Source organism: Spirosoma aureum (genome assembly GCF_011604685.1).
Classification (GTDB): domain Bacteria; phylum Bacteroidota; class Bacteroidia; order Cytophagales; family Spirosomataceae; genus Spirosoma; species Spirosoma aureum.
Window position 1 is genome coordinate 6,566,230 of record NZ_CP050063.1, and the last position, 21,466, is coordinate 6,587,695.

Here is a 21,466-nt window from a genome sequence, read left to right on the forward strand (position 1 = left end):
TTCCCCTCACTATGAAATCCAAGAACTTAGTCAGTCTGTCGGTAGCTGTCGTATTCTTTGTCTTAGCGACCACGGGTCTTTTAATTTATTTTGGCCAGGGTACCCATCCTGTCGAACATACACATGCCTGGTTTGGCATTTTATTCGTTACGGCTGCGGTATTTCACATTGTCAATAACTGGTCATCTATCACCGGATATACGAAAGATCGTCGGACGGGTGGCATCCGACGCGAGTTTGTTATCCCCGCCGTTATTGCATCCGTATTTGCGATAGGTATTAGTGCCGATTTTCCTGTCTTCGATAAATTAGCGAATGCTGGTAAAAATTTGTTCCGGGGCGACAAACCTAAATCGGGCGGGCCATTGTCCCAGGTTGCGATCGACTCAATTGCTCGTAGTACCGAAGTTGTTTTTGCTCAGGCCTATAGTGCTGGCGATACAGCTTCATTAGCTACAGTTGTCGCCAAAAAGGCCCCCATCCGGACAGAAGCAGGCGAAATTACGAGTGGATTCGATCAAAGCAGTAAGCCGAAAACAACCGATTCCTTGCAAACAACTGTTGATCGGGCCGAGTCAATTGACGACAACATAATTGTGGTTTATGGTACACTGACCTCTTCTGCCAAACCCGAAAAACTCTTCTATACACACGTCCTGAAGCGGAAAGAGAATGGCTGGCAGATTGCAGCCATTCAAACCAGCTATCCGCCAAACGCCAGAACCGAAAAGTGACACCAGCTACTAAAGCCATCAACTAGTGTCTGGCCTCAGGATTACCCCCATAACACACCAATTCTTTTGACTTCACCACATTCTATCTTCTACAAACCGACAAAGTGCAACGAAGCCGCATAAATTGGCGTACCAACCAGTAAGCGTATTTCCTGACTGTTTTAGGGTACTTTCTGCCGCCTACTTACCGTTTATTGTCTGATTTTACAATTTCATGTAAATTTTCGGCACTTAGTAAACCCTGTTGACTAACTTTCGGTTAAGAGAATATGATCGATCCCTACACCACTGTTCAATGACTTCTTTAGTACGGACTTTCGTTGCATTTAGCCTTCTGCTCGTCGGATGGCCGTTGCTGACGACGGCCCAAACCATCTATACAATCAGCGGTCGTGTGACTGATGCAGCCACTGGCGAGGGAATTTCTTTTGCCAGTATTGCCGTAAAGGGATTAACCAATGGCACAACCTCCGATGCCGAAGGCCGTTATAAACTGCAAACCAAACAACTTGCCGATTCTATCCAGGTTCTTAGCCTTGGTTATCAGACCCGGTCTTATCGCCTGATATCCATTGCCAGCCAGACGATTGATGCTCAATTAGTTTCGAGTGCCACAAAATTGCAGGAGGTACGGGTTTATGCCAAGGGGGGCGACCCAGCCTACCGGGTCATTCGCGAGACGGTGCGCCGACGGGACCAATTCAATCCAGCACAATTATCGGCCTATCAATATGATAGTTACACCAAGATTGAGGGGTATATCAACAATTTTGGCCAGAAGCGTAAAAAGAATAAAAAGCCGGGGCCAATCAGTCGGCTTCTCGGCAAACTTCCCGCCATTACGGACGAAAATGGCCAGCCTGCCGTTCCGGTCTTTATATCCGAAACGTTCTCCAACTTTTTTGCCCGTACCAATCCCGAGAAAGTTAAAGAAAAGGTTCTCAAATCACACGTAACGGGCGTAGGCGTTAGCGATGGTGGCCTGATCGCCCAGTTGACTGGAGCCTCGTTTCAGCAATATAATTTCTACCGTAATTCGCTTTATGTGCTCCGCAAAGATATTCCATCACCCGTTGGCGCACAGTGGGAAACAGTCTATACTTATCGATTAAAAGACACAGTAGCGCTCAACGACGGGGTGTGTTATGAAATCGAATTTACACCCAAACGTGTCAGCGATCTGGCCTTTACGGGAACCGTCTGGATCGACACCCTCAAGCGGGCTCTCGTTCAGATCGATGCACGGGTCGATAAGCGGGCAAACATCAACTTTGTCGATGAACTTCATATCGAGCAAAATTGGGAATCGATCTCATCGGGTGTTCGGTTTCCCACCCAAACCCAGGTTACGATCGATACGGAACAGCCCACTCCACGTGCCCCCGGTGCCTTGATCCGCTTCTTCGCGACCGCCCGAAATGTTATCGAAAATGACCCTAAAGAGGTTAGCTTTTATGATCCCTCGATCGAACTGGCCGACGATTATAAAGAAGCCGATGCGTTATTCTGGAAGAGTGTGCGTCCTGATTCGCTTTCTCCCAACGAGTGGCGGGCCATGCGGGTCGTTGATTCCGTGCGTAATGTGCCGTTTATAAAAGTAGCGGGTGAACTAATTAAGCTCGGCGTTCTGGGCTACAAACCGATTGATAAACTACATATTGACCTGGGCCCAATTCTGTATTCCTACGCCAGTAATAACGTTGAAGGCAATCGGTTTCGGATCGGTATGCGAACCAATACGGGTTTCAGCCGCAAATGGCTTGTGAGCGGTTACCTGGCCTATGGCACGCTTGATCAAGCTTTTAAGTACAGCGCCAATATCGAATACATTATAAACCGCAAGCCCTGGACTGTCTTCGGTGTCCGGCGGACTTATGATCTGGAACGCGTTGGTGTATCATCCGATAATATTGGCAATAACTCATTATTTGCGGCTTACTCCCGTTTTGGAACAATCAGGCGGCCTTATTTTCAGGAAGAAAATCTCGTTTATTTCCGGCGTGAAATGGGCCGGGGATTTACGCAGACACTGGCCATGCGTAACCGCACGTTTGAACCATTGTTTCCATTTGCGTTTCAGCCTCAGGCCAATGATCATGATCAAACAGTTCGGGACAGTTACCGGGTTACCGAGCTGATTTCGGAGACTCGCTTTGCTCCCGACGAAGTGATCCTGCAAAACGACAACGTCAGGTTTAGTACAGGCGCTGTCCGTAAGCCCATTTTCACATTGCGGTATACACTTGGTATCCGCGATGTACTGGGTGGCGATTTCACCTATCACCGCCTTGCGCTGACCATGAAACATTCGTTCCGAATGGGCATTCTGGGACGGACCTATTATACCATTGGCGCAGGAATAATCCCTTCAACGGTGCCTTATCCCCTGCTCTACACGCCATTGGGCAATGAGTCTTCATTTTATGTCGGTAACGCCTACAACCTGATGAATTACTTTGAATTTGTGTCTGACCGTTGGGCCACGGCCCAGTTTGAACACAACTTCGGTGGCCTGCTCTTTAATCGATTACCGCTCCTGCGACGGCTTAAGTGGCGTGAACTAGTAACGGCTAAAGTATTGGTGGGCAGTGTCTCGTCGGCAAATCTGGCCATGATCCCCAGCACTGATGCGCAGGGGCGCACCGTTGAAGGGTTTAGTTCTCTAACCCGTACGCCCTATATCGAGGTGGGTTATGGAATCGACAATATTTTTAAAGTGCTACGCGTCGATGCGATTCACCGGCTCACCTATAGCGATAATCTTACCCGGACAGGCATTCCAGTGACTCCATTTGCGATTAAGGTATCGGGCTGGCTCGCGTTCTAATAGTTTCCCGCACTCAGAATTCCTTAGTTCGAAAATCGGGTCAACACCTCGTCTACTGTCAACGCATCCAGTGAGAGTGCGATGAAATCGGCCTGAGTCAGAACATCCGGAGAGCCCAGGCCAACTACAAACATTCCGCCCCGTTTACCGGCTTCAACACCCGCAACGGCGTCTTCGAATACAACACACTCGGCAGGAGCGACCTCAAGTTCAGCAGCTCCTTTCGTAAATACTTCCGGATCAGGTTTGCCTTTCGTGATTTTAGTGCCGTCGATGATGGCATCAAAAGCCTCGGTCATACCAATGCGTTCCAGAATCAGCGGAGCATTTTTACTGACCGACCCAAGGGCAGTTAACAGATTAGCCTTTCTAACCTGCGAAAAGAAATTAGCTACGCCCGGCAGAATATCTTCGGATGTCATACGACTGACCAGTTCGAGATACCATTGGTTTTTCTGCGTGGCTAGTTCTGCCTTTTTTTCGTCTGGCAATGTTAACCCACCATGAGCCAGAATAATGTCCAGTGACTCCATCCGGCTTACCCCTTTTAATTGCTCATTGAATTCTTCGGAAATATCGAACCCGAGTTCGTTGGCCAGCCGACGCCAGGCCTGGTAGTGATAAATGGCGGTGTCGACAATAACGCCGTCGAGATCAAAAAGAAACGCTTTAATAGAGCTCATTCGGTTGTAATCAATGGGATGAGCGCAAATGTAGGCAGATTTGACCAGCCCCAGCTGGTCAAATAATCAGTTATCTGATTTAAGTGTGAGATCAACCAGCTATTTAGGGGTGGGCTTATGAGCCAGCTCCACAATTGGCAAGCAGTCTTCAGTAGGCTGTGTGTCTACTGAAGACTGCCTACTGCTAACTTCATTCTTTTACGCCCATAAACGCCAGGTTTTCTGTCTGATCGACATGGTAATGGATCGATAGAACCCACGTTTTTCGACTTCCGTTTATAGTGCGCAACTCCTCAAACGCATATTGACCAACAGGCTGGTCATCCACGAATAATTCAAAGGCCGTTGCGCTGTTCTTTTTCGCCACAACACCCGCAAGTTTATACGATCCAGAACCAAATCGGTCATACTCAACCCGGTAGATATCGTCACTTACCTGGTGAATTGTAACCCGTTGGGTCGTTGGCAGAGCACACCGTACGGGATCAACTTCCAGGCGAAAACTGCCCGCTAATACACCATCGCCAGAAGGATCGGCGGTATCTTTCTGACAGCCAGTCAGAAAAGCAAGAAGCGTACAAAGTAGAATAAATGGTTTCATACAGAAAAGGGGTTTCTGGCAAGATCCCTTTTTGTGCCTGAACGTTGGAAAATGCCGGTCTATTTACGATTGGCGGTTTTATCTTTGCTCATTATTACAGCTTATTAGTCAGGGCATTTGCCGTTTATTTTATCAGTTCCAGTACTAACGCTGTTTTAGCGGGTAGTTTGATTGCTTTAAGATCAGCGATCGTCTGATCGGTCAGGATGTTACGGGCCGACGTAAATCCGCTAATTCGTTCGGCAAATCGGCCCGAATCGAGTAAAATTTCTTTATCACTCGTATTGGTGGCAACCATGACTGTTTTACTCCCGTTATAGCGAAAGTATACATAGATGCCTTCCTGCGGCAGAAACTGCATGAGTTTGCCTGTGTGCAGAACAGGATTATCCCGCCGATAGGTAGCTAGTTTTCGAATGAACTGATAGGCTTCATTTTCGCGATTGCTGCGTCCGGCCGTTTCGAACTTATTCTCTTTATCGCCAGAGAATCCACCCGGAAAATCCCGCCGTACTTCGGCATCCGATGGATCTTTGAAATTTTTCATCAGAATTTCGGTGCCATAGTACATGGATGGAATTCCGCGCGTAGTCAGCAACCAGGTCAGGCCAATTTTATACTTCTCAAAATCGTCGCCAATGACCGACAGATAGCGGTCGGTATCGTGATTATCCAGAAACGTTACCAGCTTATTCGGGTCCTGGTAGACCGCATCCTGAGCCAGAGCCTGGTAGAATCGGTTGACGCCATCATCCCAGCTAAATTTCTGTTTCAGCGCTTCCAGCATGGATGCATAAAGTACAAAGTCGAGGCCGCCGGGCTGGTTCGACTTAAACGGAAAATCAATTTTGTTGCGGGTATAGTAAGCCTGATCGACGACGTTGTTAACCCAGGATTCGCCAAAAATGTGAATCGCAGGATATTCATCAAGAAGGGCCTGATTACACCGATTCATAAATGGCTGATCGTTATACATATAGGTATCAACCCGCCAGGCATCAACACCAAAATTTTCGACCGACCACAGCGCATGCTGGATCAGGAAATTGGCAACGAACGGGTTATTTTGATTCAAATCAGGCAGGAATGGAACAAACCAGCCGTCGAGTGTTACCCGGCGATCGCTTTCGGCTCCGTGAGGGTCCGTAATCGGCTGGTATTTATACGAGGTATTGGTATAGGTTGGCCACTGATGAAGCCAGCTTTTCATGGGCAAATCTTTCAGTATCCAGTGGTTGATGCCCACGTGATTATACACGGCATCCTGAACAACTTTCAATCCAGCCGAGTGGGCTTTTTTGACATAGGCTTTATAGGCTTCATTACCACCCATGCGCCGATCAATGGCATAATGATCGGTAAAGCCATAGCCGTGATAGGCCGAACGCATGGCTCCGCCTTCATTCGTGAGCGGCTGATCATTTTCCAGAAGCGGTGTAAACCAGATGGCAGTAACACCCAGATCTTTCAAATAATCGAGATGCTGCCCGGCTCCGGCCAGATCGCCCCCATGCCGGTAAAACGGATTCCCCCGGTCAACATTTGGGTCCGCCATATCCGCAAACTTATCATTTGATGGATCGCCGTTGGCAAACCGATCGGGCATGATCAGGTAGATAAAATCGGCGGCCGTTACGCCCTGCCCTTTCGGCGATTTGTCGCGGGCTTTGAGTTCAAAGGGTTGCGTCAGGGTTTGCGCCCCACGCTTGCCCACGAGCTGAAGCGTACCGGGTTTCGCGGTTGGCGCAATTGTGAGGTCAAGAAAGGCATAGTTTGAATTTTCGACGGTATGTGCCTTCACCAGCTTTACGCCAGGGTAAGTAACCGTATAGGTTAGCGTTCCGGCATTGGGGCCGTAAACCAACAGTTGCAGATTTGGATTTTTCATTCCCACCCACCAGTTCGTGGGATTCACGCGTTGAATTTTGGCATTTTGCGCAACGACCAGATCGCTATTAAGCAGCAGAAGTATCAGGACAGTAAATCTTCTCATAGTTCGGAGATCTGTTTAAAATGCCGTTTCAATCGACATGATCGAAGAATAATGCAACAAGAACGCAAAAATAACCCAAGTTTTTCGCCGAAAAAGGCCATAATTTTGTATTCCAAACTCAGCTACACCCGTAACGTACACGTACCCGGCGCATATGAATACGACCTCTGTTGTTCCAGTAATGGACAAGTTGATTATTTACCAGATTTTTACGCGCTTATTTGGCAATCAGAATACCACCAACCGACAGTATGGTACCCGCGAGGAAAACGGCGTTGGTACCTTCAATGACATTAACGACGAAGCGCTACGCTCCATCAAACGGTTGGGCGCATCGCATGTCTGGTATACGGGTATCGTTGAGCACGCTACGCAAACTGACTATTCGGCGTATGGTATTCGCCCCGATGACCCAGCGGTTGTAAAAGGTCGTGCCGGTTCTCCTTACGCAGTTAAAGACTATTATGACGTTGATCCTGATCTTGCCGTTAGCGTTCCTGACCGAATGGCGGAGTTCGAGGCTCTGGTCGAGCGGAGTCATGTTCATGGGTTGAAAGTGATTATCGATTTTGTTCCAAATCATGTGGCCCGTCAGTATCATTCAGATGCCAGGCCTGCTGGCGTGGTCGATCTGGGCGAAAAGGATGATACGTCGGAACAATTCGCCCATAACAACAATTTTTACTACCTACCCGGCGAGGCATTTGTCGCTCCGGTCAGTAGCCTGAATAGCGATGGTTTAGCGAAAAGCCCCACGTTACATGAGTTCCCAGCCAAAGTAACGGGAAGTGGATCAATTACAGCCACACCCGATCGGAACGACTGGTATGAGACGGTTAAACTGAATTATGGGTTCAACATCTTCGATGGTAGTCTGCATTTTAGCCCGGTTCCGGCAACCTGGAGCCAGATGCTGGATGTGTTATTATTCTGGGCGAAAAAGGGTGTCGATGGATTCCGTTGTGATATGGCCCATCTGGTACCCGTTGAGTTCTGGAAGTGGGCAATCAGTCGCGTTAAGCAACAGTACCCACGCCTGATTTTCATTGCCGAGATTTACGATCCGGGCCTGTATCGGTCGTTTATTTTCGAAGGTGGTTTCGATTATCTGTACGACAAAGTGGGCTTATACGATGCTGTCCGGGCATTAATGGAAGGTCACGGCTCCTGCTATGAACTCACCCGCGTCTGGCAGCAACAGTCGGGCGAATATGCACAGCACATGCTTCGGTTTCTGGAGACGCATGATGAGCAGCGTATTGCTTCCCGATTCTTTACGAATGATCCCTGGGCAGCCATACCGGGTATGACTCTGTCTGCTACCATGCATAATGGCCCTTACCTTTTGTATTTTGGTCAGGAGGTGGGCGTTCGGGCCGAAGGCGTAGAAGGGTTTAGTGGCGACGATGGTCGCACAACCATTTTTGACTACTGGGGATTGGCCGACTGGCAGGGCTGGATCAACCAGGGGCGCTATGATGGCGGTGGCTTATCCGATGAGCAGCAGCGACTCCGGTCCTTTTATCAGCAATTGAATCACCTGGTGAATGGTTCTGACGCGATCCAGAATGGTTACTTCTATGATTTGCAATATGCCAATGATAACGGCCAGAGTGCAGGCTACGATGCTCATCAGCTCTTTAGCTACCTGCGCTATACGGATCGGCAAAAGCTACTGATTGTCTGTAATTTTTCGAGCCAAACGACCTACGAAACAACCGTTCATATTCCGCATCATGCGTTTAGTGTCATGGGCCTCGACCCTGCCCGCACTTACCAGATGTCAGATATTTTTCTGACTAACACCGACCTTGAAACGGTTGGGCTGGAAGGTGTTCCTTTACTCCTCCCCCCTCGCAGTGTCAGGATTCTGGAAATTAAGTAATGCCCTCTCGGTACTTTTCGGCCTAAACTTCGTCAATACTATTATCAGGTGAGCCATCAGCATATGCATAAACTGTTTACAGCATTTTTCCTGCTTTTTACTTCGACAGTTTTGCTGGCGCAGGAGCCCGTACCCAATGATTTGAAAGCAATAACCATCCTGGGGGGTAAAACACCTTCAGAAACGGCGGTTAACATTGGCAGGCAGTTTCTGGGACGTCCATATATTCCGCATACGCTCGATATAAGCCCAACGGAACAGTTAGTCGTTAACTTCCGGGAATTTGATTGCACCACCTATCTCGAAACAGTAGTAGCGATGACGCTGGCATGGCACGATCTGGCTGACCGATCGAACCCGGTTTTACTGGATCAATCGTTTCGTAAGTTTCTCACCAAACTCCGCTATCGCGATGGTCGTATCGATGGGTATGCCAGTCGTTTACACTACTTTTCGGACTGGCTCCAGGATAATGAACGCAAAGGGCTTCTAACCGATGTGACCCGAGAATTACCCGGTAATATATCCGTTGCCAAATCGGTGTCTTACATGACAACCGCTACCTATAAATATCCTCGGCTGACCGATCCTGTCATTTTGAAACAAGTCGCCCAGGCAGAGGCTACCATTAGCCAGAAACCTTTTTATTTTATTCCCAAAAAGAATATTCGGCAGGCAGAAGCGCAACTTCGCGAAGGTGACATTATTATGCTTACAGCCGCCCGGCCCGGACTTGACATGAAGCACGTGGGGCTCGCTGTAAAACACCCTGATGGCCGAATTCATCTGTTACATGCCTCCTCCGACCAGGGAGCCGTGGTCATTACCTCTTATCCGCTCAGCGATTATCTGCTCTGGCACAAGCAGCTATCGGGCATCCGGGTAGCGCGACTACGCACAAGTTCAGGGCTGGTAACAGCAGCGGCCCATAGTGAAGAGTAACACAAACTTCTGGTACAAAAACAATACACCCCACTGGAAATAAATAAAGTCCATTGGGGTGTATTGTTTTTCTTGATCGAACTTCCTGATTTTATCCTTTTCAGGAAAACCTAACTATCAATCAGCCGGAGTTACGTTGTTGCTTTAACGCCCTGATTCCGTATTCGCTTCCGTCGATTCAATACCACATTACGCAGTTCATAGTGAATACCCTGCACCTTGGCCGTTTCTCGGTAGTCATGAAGCATGTTGAAAATATCGTGATCGATAAAGGGGGCTTTCGTACCATCAATCACGACTTCATCGCCGGGCTGTAGATTTCCCAGAGCTTCCTTAAGCTGTGGTTTACTCAGGAAATAGAGATCTTTCTCAAATTCGATAAGCACCTTGCGGCCATCCCGATCAATCCGGAGCGAGGACTGGAAATTTGTGTACAGAACATAGATAATTCCGACGACCGTGCCAAGCGCAATTCCTACCAGCAGATCGGTGAATACTATACCGATAACAGTCACCATAAACGGCACAAACTGGCTCCAGCCATCCCGGTACGTTTTCTGAAAAATCGCAGGTTTTGCTAACTTATAACCGACCATGATCAGTACGGCAGCCAGACACGACAGCGGTATCAGATTTAACATTGGCCCACCTAAAAAGACAGCGATGAGCAGCATAATGCCATGTGAAATTGCAGAAACCCTAGTTTTAGAGCCACTATAGATGTTAGCCGACGTCCGCACAACCACCGATGTAACAGGCAACCCGCCGATTAATCCGGATAGCACATTACCTACACCCTGAGCAATCAGCTCCTTATTGGTTGAAGAAACCCGTTTAGCCGGGTCAAGGCGGTCTGACGCTTCCAGATTGAGGAGTGTTTCCAGACTGGCGACCAGTGCAATCGTAGCGGCAATACCATAAATCTTTGGGTTACCGAGAACGCTGAAATCAGGAAAGTCGAAAATGGAGAATAAGCTTTTACCCGGAGAAATGGTCGGAATCTGGACCATGTGCTGATGCGCCGTATCACCCAGATACCATTCCGGAACAGACACTCGGAAAAACTCATTTAGCCCAACACCAATTAGCACCACAACCAGAGCAGCCGGAAAATTTCGAAAAAATGCTCGTGTACTCTTCCCGGCTATTCGTTCCCACATGATCAGGAAAACCAGAGAAATCAGACTGATTACGACAGCACCGGGGCTTGCCGTTTCGATAGCACGATAAATTTCCGAGATTGTATTTTCGCCATCGGCCAGTTGCTGAAACTCAAACTCACCTTCATAATCATTGTCGCGCCCCAGTGCATGCGGAATCTGCTTTAAGATAATGACGATTCCGATCGCAACAAGCATTCCTTTTATAACGCTGTCGGGAAAGAAGCTACTGAATCTGCCTGCTTTAATGATGCCCAAAACAAATTGCATGACACCGGCTAAAACGACCGCCACCAAAAATGCCTCATAAGAGCCTATTTTTGCAATGGCATCAGCCACAATAACTGCCAGTCCGGCAGCAGGTCCGCTGACGCTAAGTTCAGAGCCAGACAAGAAGCCAATAACTATGCCGCCGATTACACCCGCTACCAAACCCGAAAAAAGGGGTGCACCAGATGCAAGCGCAATGCCCAGGCAAAGCGGGAGTGCTACCAGAAATACGGATAGACCCGCCGGAAGATCCTGCCGAAGCAGACTCAGATTGTAGGTTGACAGCGTACGGAGTGGATTAACTCGTTGCATGAATAAGGTAGTTTCTGTGGGTTTTGTACAGGATGAACGCAGGACTTATCCAGTCCGTTGCACAAAATTAAAAACAAATTAAAAATAGATTAAAAACTCATTAACACTTATTTTATTGAGTACACTTTCTACGGCTGAAAAACTCTTTGTCAGCAACCATATCGCCGACGATATTCGGGCATTGGCCTTACGCAAACAACCTGCCGATATTGACACCAAAAAAGTCATAGCCCAGATTGCCGCCCGCCAAAAAGCCCGCGATAAACTGCCGACCTGGTATGCCAACAATGCACTCGTGTTTCCACCGGCGTTGTCGGTTGAGCAGGCCTCTTCTGAACGTACTGCCCACTACAAAGCCTCTCTGGTGAGTGGGCAGTTGCTGTTTGATCTTACAGGTGGTATGGGCGTAGACACGTGGGCATTTGCGCAACGGGTTAATCGGGTAGTGTATGTAGAGCAAAGACCCGAACTGGTTGAACTCGCAGCGCATAATCTGCCGTTACTAAACGCATCGAATGTGGATACCCAAACAGGGAATGGTCTGGAGGTTATAGCGCACTGGCCCGATACCGCCGACTGGATTTATCTCGATCCACACCGACGGGATGAACAGGGAGGAAAAGTTAGTCGGCTGGAGGATTGCGAACCCGACATTTCCAGTCCTGGCACCCTTTCGGCTTTATTAGCAAAGGGAAAACGAATTTTAGTGAAGGCATCACCGTTACTTGATGTGGATTTCACCGTCCGACAACTATTTACGGTCGAAGCTGTACATATTGTAGCCGTGCAGAATGAAGTAAAAGAAATAATGCTGGTAATCGGGAAACAACCAGTTGCTGCGGAGGCAGTCGTAGTAACAGCCATTAATATGACTGCGACAGGTGATGCTGTCTTTCAATTTATTAAAGGCGATGAATCGACAGCGAGCGTTACACTCAACGATCCACAGCAGTATGTTTATGAACCCAACGCGGCAGTCATGAAAGCCGGAGCATTTCGTCTGGTGGCCAACCGATTCGATTTGTCAAAACTGGCGCCGAACAGTCATTTATACACCAGCAATGAATTGAGAAGTGATTTTCCTGGACGCACATTTCGGGTGGAAGCCGTAGTCAAGCCGGATCGAAAAATTGTACAATCGCTTATCCCTGCGATGAAAGCCAATCTGACCGTCAGGAATTTCCCCCAATCAGTAGCCGAACTACGTAAAAAGCTGGTTTTACAGGAAGGGGGTGATATCTATATTTTTGCCACAACGCTACAAAATGGCGATAAGCGATTATTGATCACCCGAAAAAGTGAACAACTCGACACCCAACAGATTAATACCCCATAAGTTAAACTAATCCATCTCTATGAAACTGATATCACGCATTACCTTGCTTCTCTTTCTGGCTATTTTTAGTGGAAAAACCTATGCGCAAACCGTTTATGCAGGCGAAACAACGGTCGATAAAGCCAATCTATCCGGACTGTATCTGACGTTACAGGGCGATGGCAAGCAGATCGAAAAAGATTGGGAGGAACAATTAAAAACCTACGGTCGGCTATCGGCTTCACGTGGTACGTATCGGATACCAAACGCCGACATTCAGGCTATTTCGTCGGAACCCATCAATCTGGTTAGTACCGTAAAATCGACTAAAACATCGGCTACAATTTTTGTCTCGTATGATCTGGGAAGCGGCAATTATGTTAAAACAGGCGGTACGGGTTACTCGGCAGCCGAGCAAATTCTGAAAGACTTTGCGAATAAAAGCCTGTTCGGGCAGGAAGTTCGGCTCGTTGAAGGCAGTTTTGATGAAGCGCAGAAAAATCATCAGAAAATGGTAAAAAAAGGTGAACAGCTTCAGCGTTCAATCGAGCAAAATGCGAAAGAAAAAGAGCGCCTGCTGAAGCGCATCGACGATAATGCCAAGGAGTTAGAGCAACTTCAGAAGGATATTGAAACCAACAAGGTAGACCAGACCAACGCCCTAACGGAACTGGAAAACCGGAAGAAAAACGTCGAGGCTGTCAAAGCGAAGAAAAGCAATTAATGGAAAAAGCCGTGCTACAATCGATTGTAGCACGGCTTTTCGTGAAAAGGCCAGCTTCAGATTAAGGCGCAATTGATAGCCAAACAGGACAGTGGTCGGCGTGAACAGCGTCGGGAAGCATCTGGCAATCGATAAGTTGGTCAAGCAGATTATTGGTTACTGACGCATAATCAATACGCCAGCCTTTATTGTTATTCCGGGCACCGGCCCGATAACTCCACCAGCTATAAGCGACATCGTCCGGATGTTTGTAGCGAAACGAGTCGGTTATTCCCGATTCAAACCAACGATCCATCCAGGCCCGTTCTTCGGGCAGAAAACCCGTTGTGTTCTTGTTGCGTACCGGATCATGAATGTCGATGGCATTATGCGCAATGTTATAATCGCCAACGACAATAATTTTCGGGCGGGATTTCCTCAACTCCTGCACATAATCGTAAAAATCGCGTAAAAACTCCATCTTGACACCTTGCCGCACCTCACCCGACGTACCGGATGGGAAGTAACAGTTCAACAGGGTAAGATCACCGAAATCGGTACGCAGGATGCGGCCTTCGCAGTCATAAACCGCCAGCCCACAACCCATGACTACGTTCGTTGGTTTAATTTTCGAGAAGGTTGCCACACCCGAATAGCCTTTCTTTTCGGCCGCGTGCCAATGGTATTGATAGCCTAACTGTTCAAATACCGACAGATCAACAACGTCGGCAGTTGCTTTTACTTCCTGAAAACAGAGGATATCGAACTGCTCCTGAGCGAGCCAGTTGGTCAGTCCGTTGCGGATAGCCGCCCGGATACCGTTAAGGTTGTATGAGATAAGTTGCACTTAAGATTGGTTAGTTTCTGAACCACCTTGCTTTTTAAGTTCGTCGATGAGTTCGTCAATCATGAGAATATCATTCAAATCTTTCGTACGACGGGCAAGCACTTTAGCTTCCCGCAGGTCATTGATATGCAGGAAGTAAATAACCTGACCACCCGGCATTGTAAATGGTTTTGCCCGCCTGCGACAGTTATTGTATTTTAGTCGAATATGCACTCGTGTCAGAATATCAATCTGATCTTCCAAACGAATTATCTGGGGCTGGGTAAAATCGGCTAATGTAAGACCTACCAATTCCTCTGCAGTAAAATCCAGCGCACGTAACGTACTCATCAGGCGATCACGGTTCTCATTAGTAGGCTCCATCCATACATCCGCATCTTCAGTATAACGAATACCCCCATTTATATAAGTGCCAGCCCACCAATAAGAATGTATTCAAGTTTACTATCATTTGCAGCCACTACAAACCGGATAAAATTATCATCATCTAAATCCATGTTGGATTTTTCGACAGTAATTCGTTTCTCACGTTTTTGAGGTTCTCCAAACAGACCATAATGTCTACGTTTAAGCCGCAGAAAGGCAAGCCAACGTTCTTCAGGCGTCATTAATGCATGTTCGTGAACCTGATCTAAGTGAGGGCCATTTAGATCTTTGCAAAACTTAATTCGTGGTTTCTTTTCCATAAAACCTGGATAATGCAGAATGAAGCCTTTATAATTCGTTACCCTAGCTTCATTCTGCATTTAATTAAAGTGATCCCGGCACCAGTTCGTCTTTCGCAGCCCGAACCCGTTTGTTGTCGTTAAATAACAGCACGAATACGATCAATACTGCAGCGGCAATACCAGCCGGAACGAGCCAGACCGCCAGCCAGTCTTTTGTGCCATCGGGGCGGGTATACATGTCGAGTACAATTCCCGAAATTTTAGAGCCTATGCCCATGCCAATACCATAAGTAGCCAGCGAAATAAGTCCCTGCGCCGACGATTTGATTTTTTCACCCGCTTTATTGTCGGTGTAAATCTGACCCGTAACAAAGAAGAAATCGTAGCAAACTCCGTGTAGTACAATAGCCAGGTAGAGCATCCATTCGCCTGAGCCGCCATCGCCATAACCAAAGCAGACAAAACGAACAATCCAGGCAACCAGTCCAACGATCAGCATTTTCTTAACCCCTAAACGCGTATAGGCCAGCGGAATCAGCAGCATAAAAATAACTTCCGACGCCTGCCCCAGCGACATTTTGTTCTCAACATTTTGCATCCCACCGTCCGTTAGCGATGGATTTGCCATGGCATAGTAGAACGATAGCGGAATACAGATCAACACCGATGACAGAAAGAAAATGGCAAATGATCGATCTTTAAATAATTTGAACGCATCCAAACCAAGTATTTGCGAGAATGATGTAGACGTGGTGGCTTTAGGTGGTGTATCGGGCAGGAAAAAAGAGAACACCCCTAACACCACTGCCGAGTACATTGATAACTGAAAAATGGTCACCTTATCGCCGAAGCCATAGTAACCTACGATGTTCGTCACCACAATCCAGGCAACGGTCCCGAGTACGCGAATACCCGGAAATTCCTTTTCGGGGCTGGTCATCTGCTGCATCGCAATGGAAGAGGTAAGTGCCAGCGTTGGCGCGAACGTGATACAGTAGGCCAGAATCAGGTAAAAAAAGTTATCAGGATTTGTGTTCTGTGTAATAAAATACAAGACTACTGCGCCGAGAAGATTGAGAATACCAAGTACTTTCTGTGCCGCGAAATAACGGTCGGCAATCATACCAACGAAAAACGGAGCAATAATCATGGCCAGCGAAAAAGCGGCATAGGCATTGCCAACCTGATCGCCGGTTGAATGTAGTTGAGTCAGCAGGTATTTACTCATCTGACCGTACCAGGCTCCCCACACAAAAAACTGGAGGAACATCATGACGGAAAGTTTGACGCGGGTTGTCGATAACATCGGAAAGATTTATTGCGTTTAACGTTTGAACCAATGAAGGTATATAACCGTCATCAGCCCTGCAAGCCGATTGCCCGCTAAAGTTGCCGATCATGCAGGATGCAACCAGATTTCTGGTTAACTATACCGAAACTCGCCTAGTCTTTCGCTAGGCGAGTAGTATCTTTGAAAACGTTTCTGACTATCTTTTTCATGAGAAAACAATTGATTAACCTTATTGCCTTCGTGGCGATTCCGGCGTTGACCTTTGCGCAAACGGCCGATGAGATCATTGATAAGAACATTGCTGCGGTAGGTGGTGCTGACAAAATTGCGGCTGTCAAGACACTCCAGTATGATCAGAATATAAGCATTATGGGGCAGGAACTGACCGGCAAAACAACCATCGTCGTTGCCCAATCGTACCGCAACGACATTGCGGTTATGGGTCAGCAAATCGTACAGGTTACTGATGGCGATAAAGGCTGGACGATCAATCCAATGACGGGTGCAGCCACCGCACAAGCCCTTCCCGACGAACAGGTGAAAATTTTAAAAGGTAATGCCTCTGTTATAGGGACTGATCTGGCAACAGCAAAAGACAAAAAATATCCGGTCGAATTGGTCGGTAAAGAGAAAGTGAACGACAAGGATGTCTATAACCTGAAGATAACCAGACCCGAAGGCGTGGCCAACTACTACGTCGATGCGACTACTTTTCAACTGGCCAGCATGAAAACTACGGTTAGTATTCAGGGACAATCGGGCGAGGTAAAAGTTAAGTACGGTAATTACAAAACCATCGAGGGACTAACCATTCCCTCCTCGTTAGAGCTCGAAAACCCTGGCATGCCCGGACCACTCGCTATGACACTGACGAACATCGTTTTCAACCCTAAAGTAGACCCTGGTATCTTCGCGATGCCTAAGTAATTCAGGTTTGTTTGTCCTATTCAGGAGAGTTACAGATATTGCGTTGAGCCGAGCCACGGTTTGTTTGTGTGTCATTAGTAACCGTGGCACGGCTTAACGCAATATCTGTAACTCTCCTTTTTTATTACCCAATAATCATTCACGATTCATCTTCTTTACCAGAGTTAATTCCGATATTTGAGAATTATACAATCTGATTCTCATGAATAATCTCCCTCTACTAAAAACTACCAGCCTGGCACTAGCGTTGATGTTTAGCGGATTCGCTACGCAGGCCCAGTCGAACCCAACCCCGGCTCTCACTGGATTTATTCCGGCGCGACAGGCGGCACAGGTTAAACTGGAAACCGAATTTAAGACCAAACAGTCACCGGCTGCGTTCAAACAACACCTCGAAAAGCTGAGCAGTGTACCCCACATAACGGGCACCAAAGAAAACGAGCAGGTACGTGATTATATAGCCGAAACGATGCGCAAAGCCGGTTGGCAGGTAGACATCTATCCGCATGATGTATTACTGCCAAAAGGTCCCGGCGAAATCGCCGTCGAACTGGTTGAGCCGATTCGCCAACCCCTCAACATTCGTGAGTTTCTGTTTAAGGAAGATAAGTACAGCAGCGATCCGCGTCTGACACCCGGTTATAATGCCTGGTCGGGTTCGGGTGATGTTACCGCCGAAGTTGTTTATGCCAACTATGGTCGTAAAGAAGATTTTGAGCAACTGAAGGCAATGGGCATTTCGGTAAAAGACAAGATTGTTCTGGCCCGCTACGGCGGTAACTTCCGGGGTTACAAAGCGCAGTTTGCGCAGGCCGCTGGTGCAATTGGTGTCATTATATTTACCGATCCTGCCGATTCGGGCTACATGCGCGGTTTAACATTTCCGGAAGGCCCGTATTACAGCGAAAGTGTAATACAGCGCGGTTCGCTTTTAACAACACCTTATACCGGCGATCCACTTACACCGGGCGAAGCAGCCTTGCCAATGGACGCTAAAAACACGCCCAAGCGGCTCGATCAGAATGCCGTAGGGTTACACAAAATCCCGGTAACGCCCCTCCCCTACGGATCGGCTACCGAAATTCTGAAACGCATGACCGGCCTGCAATCGGTTCCGGCAGGCTGGCAGGGCGGTTTGCCCTATACGTATCGGCTCGAAGGCGGTTCGGCTTTAAAGGTTCGGCTCATGGTGAAACAGGAAAAAACCATTCAGCGAATCTACCAGGTCGTTGGCACATTGACCGGTTCAGAATTTCCGGATGAATGGATCATTGCCGGGTGCCATTACGACGCCTGGTCATACGGAGCGACCGATCCGAATTCGGGTACAGCTATACTGCTAAGCATGACCGAATCGATGGGTAAACTGGCCAAAGCCGGACAACGGCCCCGTCGCACGATTAAAGTGTGCCATTGGGATGCCGAAGAACCTGGCGTTATTGGCTCAGCTGAATGGAGCGAGCAATTCCGCGATGAGCTAACCCAAAAAGCCGTTGCCTACATGAATTATGATGCCGCCGTTTCGGGCCGGACCTTCGGAGCGAGTGCGTCGCCATCGATGAAGAAACTCATTATTGAAGCAACCCAGTCTGTTCAGTATCCCGATTCCAATAAAACGGTTTATCAGCACTGGATGGGTCATAAGGCAGCGGGAAACCCAACCCGTGTAACGGGTTCATCGGCTCCCGCCGTATTGGCGGGTGAGCCAACAATTGGCAATCTCGGTGGTGGATCGGATCATATCGCCCCCTATATGCACATCGGTATTCCCTCACTGAGTGCCGGTATGGAAGGGCCAACGCTCTATCACTCGCAGTACGACGACCTCTATTTCTACGACAAATTTGCTGATCCGACCTACAAAATGGGGCCGATGATGGAACAGGTTGTCGGTACGATGACGTTGCGGCTCGCTAATGCAGACCTCGTTCCCTACGATGTTGCCCGCTACCCGGCCGATCTGGCTATTCACCTGAAAGCGGCCGAAAAAGCCATTCAGGCGTATTCGCCTACTTATTCCATTGATCCAGTACTTAGCACCGTTGCCGAGTTAAAAAAGAATGCGGATGCCTGCGAAATTGCGCGGCAAAATTACCTCAAAACGGGACGTACGGATAAATTAGCCGAACTGAATCGGGAGTTGAGACTGCTGGAACGTTCATTTATTGATCCTAAAGGAAATGCATTTGGTGCCTGGTACCGGTCGCTCTATGCGTCTTCGGACCCAAACAGTGGTTATGCCTCGTGGATGTTACCAGGTTTTCTCTACGAAGCCTCTATCAAATCGACTGCCAACTTGCCTGAACTCGAAATGCGCTACAAAAAAGCCATTCAAACCCTCAGTGACAAGCTTCTGGTATTGTCACAGGGTATGGGTGGCCCCGCAGCGGTTGGTGGCGGAAAATAGCCTTTCAATAAAAAATACTCTTTTCTATCGGATTAGTTGGTAAGGTAATTGCAGGTGGCCTTTTGTGCCGCCTGCAATTGTTATCTTTGCACAACAATTCAATTTGCTCACCAAGTCAAGGTTGATGGTAAATGGCACGTTGGCATTCACCCATAAACTGAAATTAATACCTGATGAAATTAGACTACATTGATGCCCTGCGAGGTATCGCTATTTTAAGCGTCATCTGGTTCCATTGCCACTTGTATCACTTCAGCGATCCCGCTTTTTATTCAATTATGGATACGCTGGGGTCACCAGCGGCATTGGGTGTACAGTTATTCTATGTGCTTAGTGCTTTCACGCTTTTTTTATCATTGAATCGCCGAAAAAAAACAGATACGGGTAAGTTCAACTTTTTTATCCGGCGTTTTTTCAGGATTGCACCCATGTACTACGTAGCCATTCTGTACTACCTGTATCAGGATGCTTATTTTTTCCACCAACCTATCTCATCGACGCTCAATTACCATGTTTATGGCATACTGGCCAATATTCTGTTACTTCATGGGCTAAGCCCTGTCTGGATCAACAGCATTATTCCGGGTGGCTGGTCGGTAGGTATTGAAGTGCTATTTTATGCCATTGTGCCGTATTTATTTACCCGGATCACGAATCTGAACAAAGCTATTTTCTTTACGGCCTGTTCGTTACTGTTCGGCTTCATTCTTACGTCCATACTGTCGCAAATTACCGGCATCCAGTCCGACAAGCTCCTTAACGAATACCTGTATTATTACCTGCCCTATCAGCTACCGGTTTTCGGGTGCGGCATTGTTGCCTACTTCGTTGTCATTAAAGGCCACCGCCATGTTAAGCCGCTGGTAGCCGGTTTTGCGCTATTTACAGTTGCTTTCCTGATCTTTAGCAAAACTTACGTTCAGCATTTTATTCCGAATCTGCCCCATACACTTCATTTGTTTGGTAGTATAGGCTTTGCTCTGCTTATCATCGGATTAGCCAAATGGCCGGTTAAACTGCTGGTCAACCGGTTCACGCTGTTTATGGGTAAAATCAGCTATAGCGCCTATCTAACGCATTTTGGGATTTTGTACTGGATGAATAAGATATTGCCCCAGGAAATCATTCCGGTTCACAGTGTGCTGACAAACATTCTGAATTTCAATTTGAAGTTTCTGATCCTGTTACTACCAATTGCCTTCGTTTCTACCATTACCTATCGTTTGATTGAAGAACCGGCCCAACAGTTTGGCAAACGGCTTCTGCGCCGACGAATCGAACACAAAGAACAAATGGTAGAAAGTGTTTAGATACAGAACGCACTTTTCAAACCTAAAAAGGTCATAACGTTGTGTTATGACCTTTTTAGGTTTAATAGCTAACTACTTAGGCAGCTTTTGCCGCCGGTTTTGCGTGTTCGGGCTTTAGCACTACTACATCGCGCACGGCTCCTCCTGCATTGAGTTTCTCTACCATTTTATCAAGCAAAGGCGTGGCCCAGTCTGGAATGTACTTATCGGTGGTTTGAATCAGCACTTTCGGGAAGTCATACAGAGCACGGCCTAGTCCAAACTGCACGGCGCACCGTTTCATGGCATCGCTGATACCACCCTTCACCGGTTCGACGCTCGTACGGCTGGCGCCGTCGGTCTTTCTGACAATTTCGCCACCCGGCAAAATGGCCGTGATTGTGCACAAAAAACCACCTTCTATTTCCTTGATTTCGTTTTGCCAACCGGCCCAGCCAAACTGATCGTCGAAGCGCTGCATCACACAACGATTGGTAATATACGGCACCACAACGATTTTCTGGCCGTCTTTGGTCTGGCTCTGAACTCGCCATTCGATTTCCTGTACGGTGAGTGGGGCGGTCAATACATTTAGGTCCATTTTTATTTGTT

18 protein-coding genes are annotated in these 21,466 nt (G+C 47.7%); 9 read left to right on the forward strand and 9 right to left on the reverse strand.

Going from position 1 to position 21,466, the window contains the following annotated elements; all coding sequences use genetic code 11:
• The first annotated feature begins 11 nt into the window (after positions 1-11).
• Together G8759_RS26130 and G8759_RS26135 are read left to right on the forward strand one after the other, a co-directional pair.
• The gene (locus G8759_RS26130) at positions 12-734 is read left to right on the forward strand and encodes a DUF4405 domain-containing protein (protein ID WP_167214948.1); all 723 of its coding nucleotides are present in this window, start codon (positions 12-14) and stop codon (positions 732-734) included.
• 295 nt (positions 735-1,029) lie between these two features.
• The gene (locus G8759_RS26135; RefSeq protein ID WP_167214951.1) at positions 1,030-3,561 is read left to right on the forward strand and encodes a DUF5686 and carboxypeptidase-like regulatory domain-containing protein; all 2,532 of its coding nucleotides are present in this window, start codon (positions 1,030-1,032) and stop codon (positions 3,559-3,561) included.
• Between the two features lie 23 nt (positions 3,562-3,584).
• On the opposite strand, the gene pgmB is transcribed toward G8759_RS26135, so the two are convergent.
• The 3 genes from pgmB to G8759_RS26150 all read right to left on the reverse strand — a co-directional run bounded on the left by pgmB (position 3,585) and on the right by G8759_RS26150 (position 6,838).
• Positions 3,585-4,244 (reverse strand): beta-phosphoglucomutase, encoded by a 660-nt coding sequence (gene pgmB, locus G8759_RS26140; protein WP_167214956.1) that lies wholly within the window; start codon positions 4,242-4,244, stop codon positions 3,585-3,587.
• Between the two features lie 190 nt (positions 4,245-4,434).
• Positions 4,435-4,845 (reverse strand): hypothetical protein, encoded by a 411-nt coding sequence (locus G8759_RS26145; protein WP_167214960.1) that lies wholly within the window; start codon positions 4,843-4,845, stop codon positions 4,435-4,437.
• A 124-nt stretch (positions 4,846-4,969) separates the two neighbouring features.
• Entirely contained in the window at positions 4,970-6,838 is a 1,869-nt protein-coding gene (locus G8759_RS26150; RefSeq protein ID WP_167214964.1) for a glycoside hydrolase family 13 protein, read from the reverse strand.
• Positions 6,839-6,992: 154 nt separating this feature from the next.
• Between G8759_RS26150 and G8759_RS26155 the strand changes: the two genes are divergently transcribed.
• Together G8759_RS26155 and G8759_RS26160 are read left to right on the forward strand one after the other, a co-directional pair.
• A complete protein-coding gene (locus tag G8759_RS26155; protein ID WP_232073951.1) occupies positions 6,993-8,723 on the forward strand; it encodes an alpha-amylase family glycosyl hydrolase in 1,731 nt (576 codons plus the stop codon).
• A gap of 63 nt (positions 8,724-8,786) precedes the next feature.
• The gene (locus tag G8759_RS26160) at positions 8,787-9,665 is read left to right on the forward strand and encodes an N-acetylmuramoyl-L-alanine amidase-like domain-containing protein (RefSeq protein WP_167214967.1); all 879 of its coding nucleotides are present in this window, start codon (positions 8,787-8,789) and stop codon (positions 9,663-9,665) included.
• 131 nt (positions 9,666-9,796) lie between these two features.
• Here the strand turns inward: G8759_RS26160 and G8759_RS26165 are convergent, their stop codons facing one another.
• Positions 9,797-11,407 carry a SulP family inorganic anion transporter gene (locus G8759_RS26165; RefSeq protein WP_167214969.1) on the reverse strand — a complete coding sequence of 537 codons (1,611 nt, stop codon included), beginning with the start codon at positions 11,405-11,407 and terminating at the stop codon, positions 9,797-9,799.
• 115 nt (positions 11,408-11,522) lie between these two features.
• Between G8759_RS26165 and G8759_RS26170 the strand changes: the two genes are divergently transcribed.
• On the forward strand, positions 11,523-12,743 hold the full coding sequence (locus tag G8759_RS26170; RefSeq protein WP_167214972.1) for a THUMP-like domain-containing protein: 1,221 nt from the start codon (positions 11,523-11,525) through the stop codon (positions 12,741-12,743).
• A gap of 19 nt (positions 12,744-12,762) precedes the next feature.
• Complete coding sequence (locus tag G8759_RS26175; protein WP_167214975.1) at positions 12,763-13,446, forward strand: hypothetical protein; 684 nt, start codon at positions 12,763-12,765, stop codon at positions 13,444-13,446.
• A gap of 61 nt (positions 13,447-13,507) precedes the next feature.
• Here G8759_RS26175 and G8759_RS26180 read toward each other — a convergent pair whose 3' ends face one another.
• The 4 genes from G8759_RS26180 to G8759_RS26190 all read right to left on the reverse strand — a co-directional run bounded on the left by G8759_RS26180 (position 13,508) and on the right by G8759_RS26190 (position 16,246).
• Positions 13,508-14,272 carry an exodeoxyribonuclease III gene (locus G8759_RS26180; protein WP_167214978.1) on the reverse strand — a complete coding sequence of 255 codons (765 nt, stop codon included), beginning with the start codon at positions 14,270-14,272 and terminating at the stop codon, positions 13,508-13,510.
• Positions 14,273-14,602 carry a hypothetical protein gene (locus G8759_RS26185; protein WP_232073952.1) on the reverse strand — a complete coding sequence of 110 codons (330 nt, stop codon included), beginning with the start codon at positions 14,600-14,602 and terminating at the stop codon, positions 14,273-14,275.
• 71 nt (positions 14,603-14,673) lie between these two features.
• Positions 14,674-14,958, reverse strand: coding sequence for a hypothetical protein (locus G8759_RS36035; RefSeq protein ID WP_232073953.1), 285 nt, complete (start codon positions 14,956-14,958; stop codon positions 14,674-14,676).
• Positions 14,959-15,022: 64 nt separating this feature from the next.
• Positions 15,023-16,246 (reverse strand): nucleoside permease, encoded by a 1,224-nt coding sequence (locus G8759_RS26190; protein ID WP_167214981.1) that lies wholly within the window; start codon positions 16,244-16,246, stop codon positions 15,023-15,025.
• Between the two features lie 192 nt (positions 16,247-16,438).
• Between G8759_RS26190 and G8759_RS26195 the strand changes: the two genes are divergently transcribed.
• The 3 genes from G8759_RS26195 to G8759_RS26205 all read left to right on the forward strand — a co-directional run bounded on the left by G8759_RS26195 (position 16,439) and on the right by G8759_RS26205 (position 20,875).
• The gene (locus G8759_RS26195; protein ID WP_167214984.1) at positions 16,439-17,158 is read left to right on the forward strand and encodes a LolA family protein; all 720 of its coding nucleotides are present in this window, start codon (positions 16,439-16,441) and stop codon (positions 17,156-17,158) included.
• Positions 17,159-17,360: 202 nt separating this feature from the next.
• Positions 17,361-19,565 carry a M28 family peptidase gene (locus G8759_RS26200; protein WP_167214987.1) on the forward strand — a complete coding sequence of 735 codons (2,205 nt, stop codon included), beginning with the start codon at positions 17,361-17,363 and terminating at the stop codon, positions 19,563-19,565.
• A gap of 173 nt (positions 19,566-19,738) precedes the next feature.
• Positions 19,739-20,875, forward strand: coding sequence for an acyltransferase family protein (locus tag G8759_RS26205; protein WP_167214990.1), 1,137 nt, complete (start codon positions 19,739-19,741; stop codon positions 20,873-20,875).
• 76 nt (positions 20,876-20,951) lie between these two features.
• On the opposite strand, the gene G8759_RS26210 is transcribed toward G8759_RS26205, so the two are convergent.
• Positions 20,952-21,455 carry a Rad52/Rad22 family DNA repair protein gene (locus tag G8759_RS26210; protein WP_167214993.1) on the reverse strand — a complete coding sequence of 168 codons (504 nt, stop codon included), beginning with the start codon at positions 21,453-21,455 and terminating at the stop codon, positions 20,952-20,954.
• Positions 21,456-21,466: the final 11 nt, after the last annotated feature.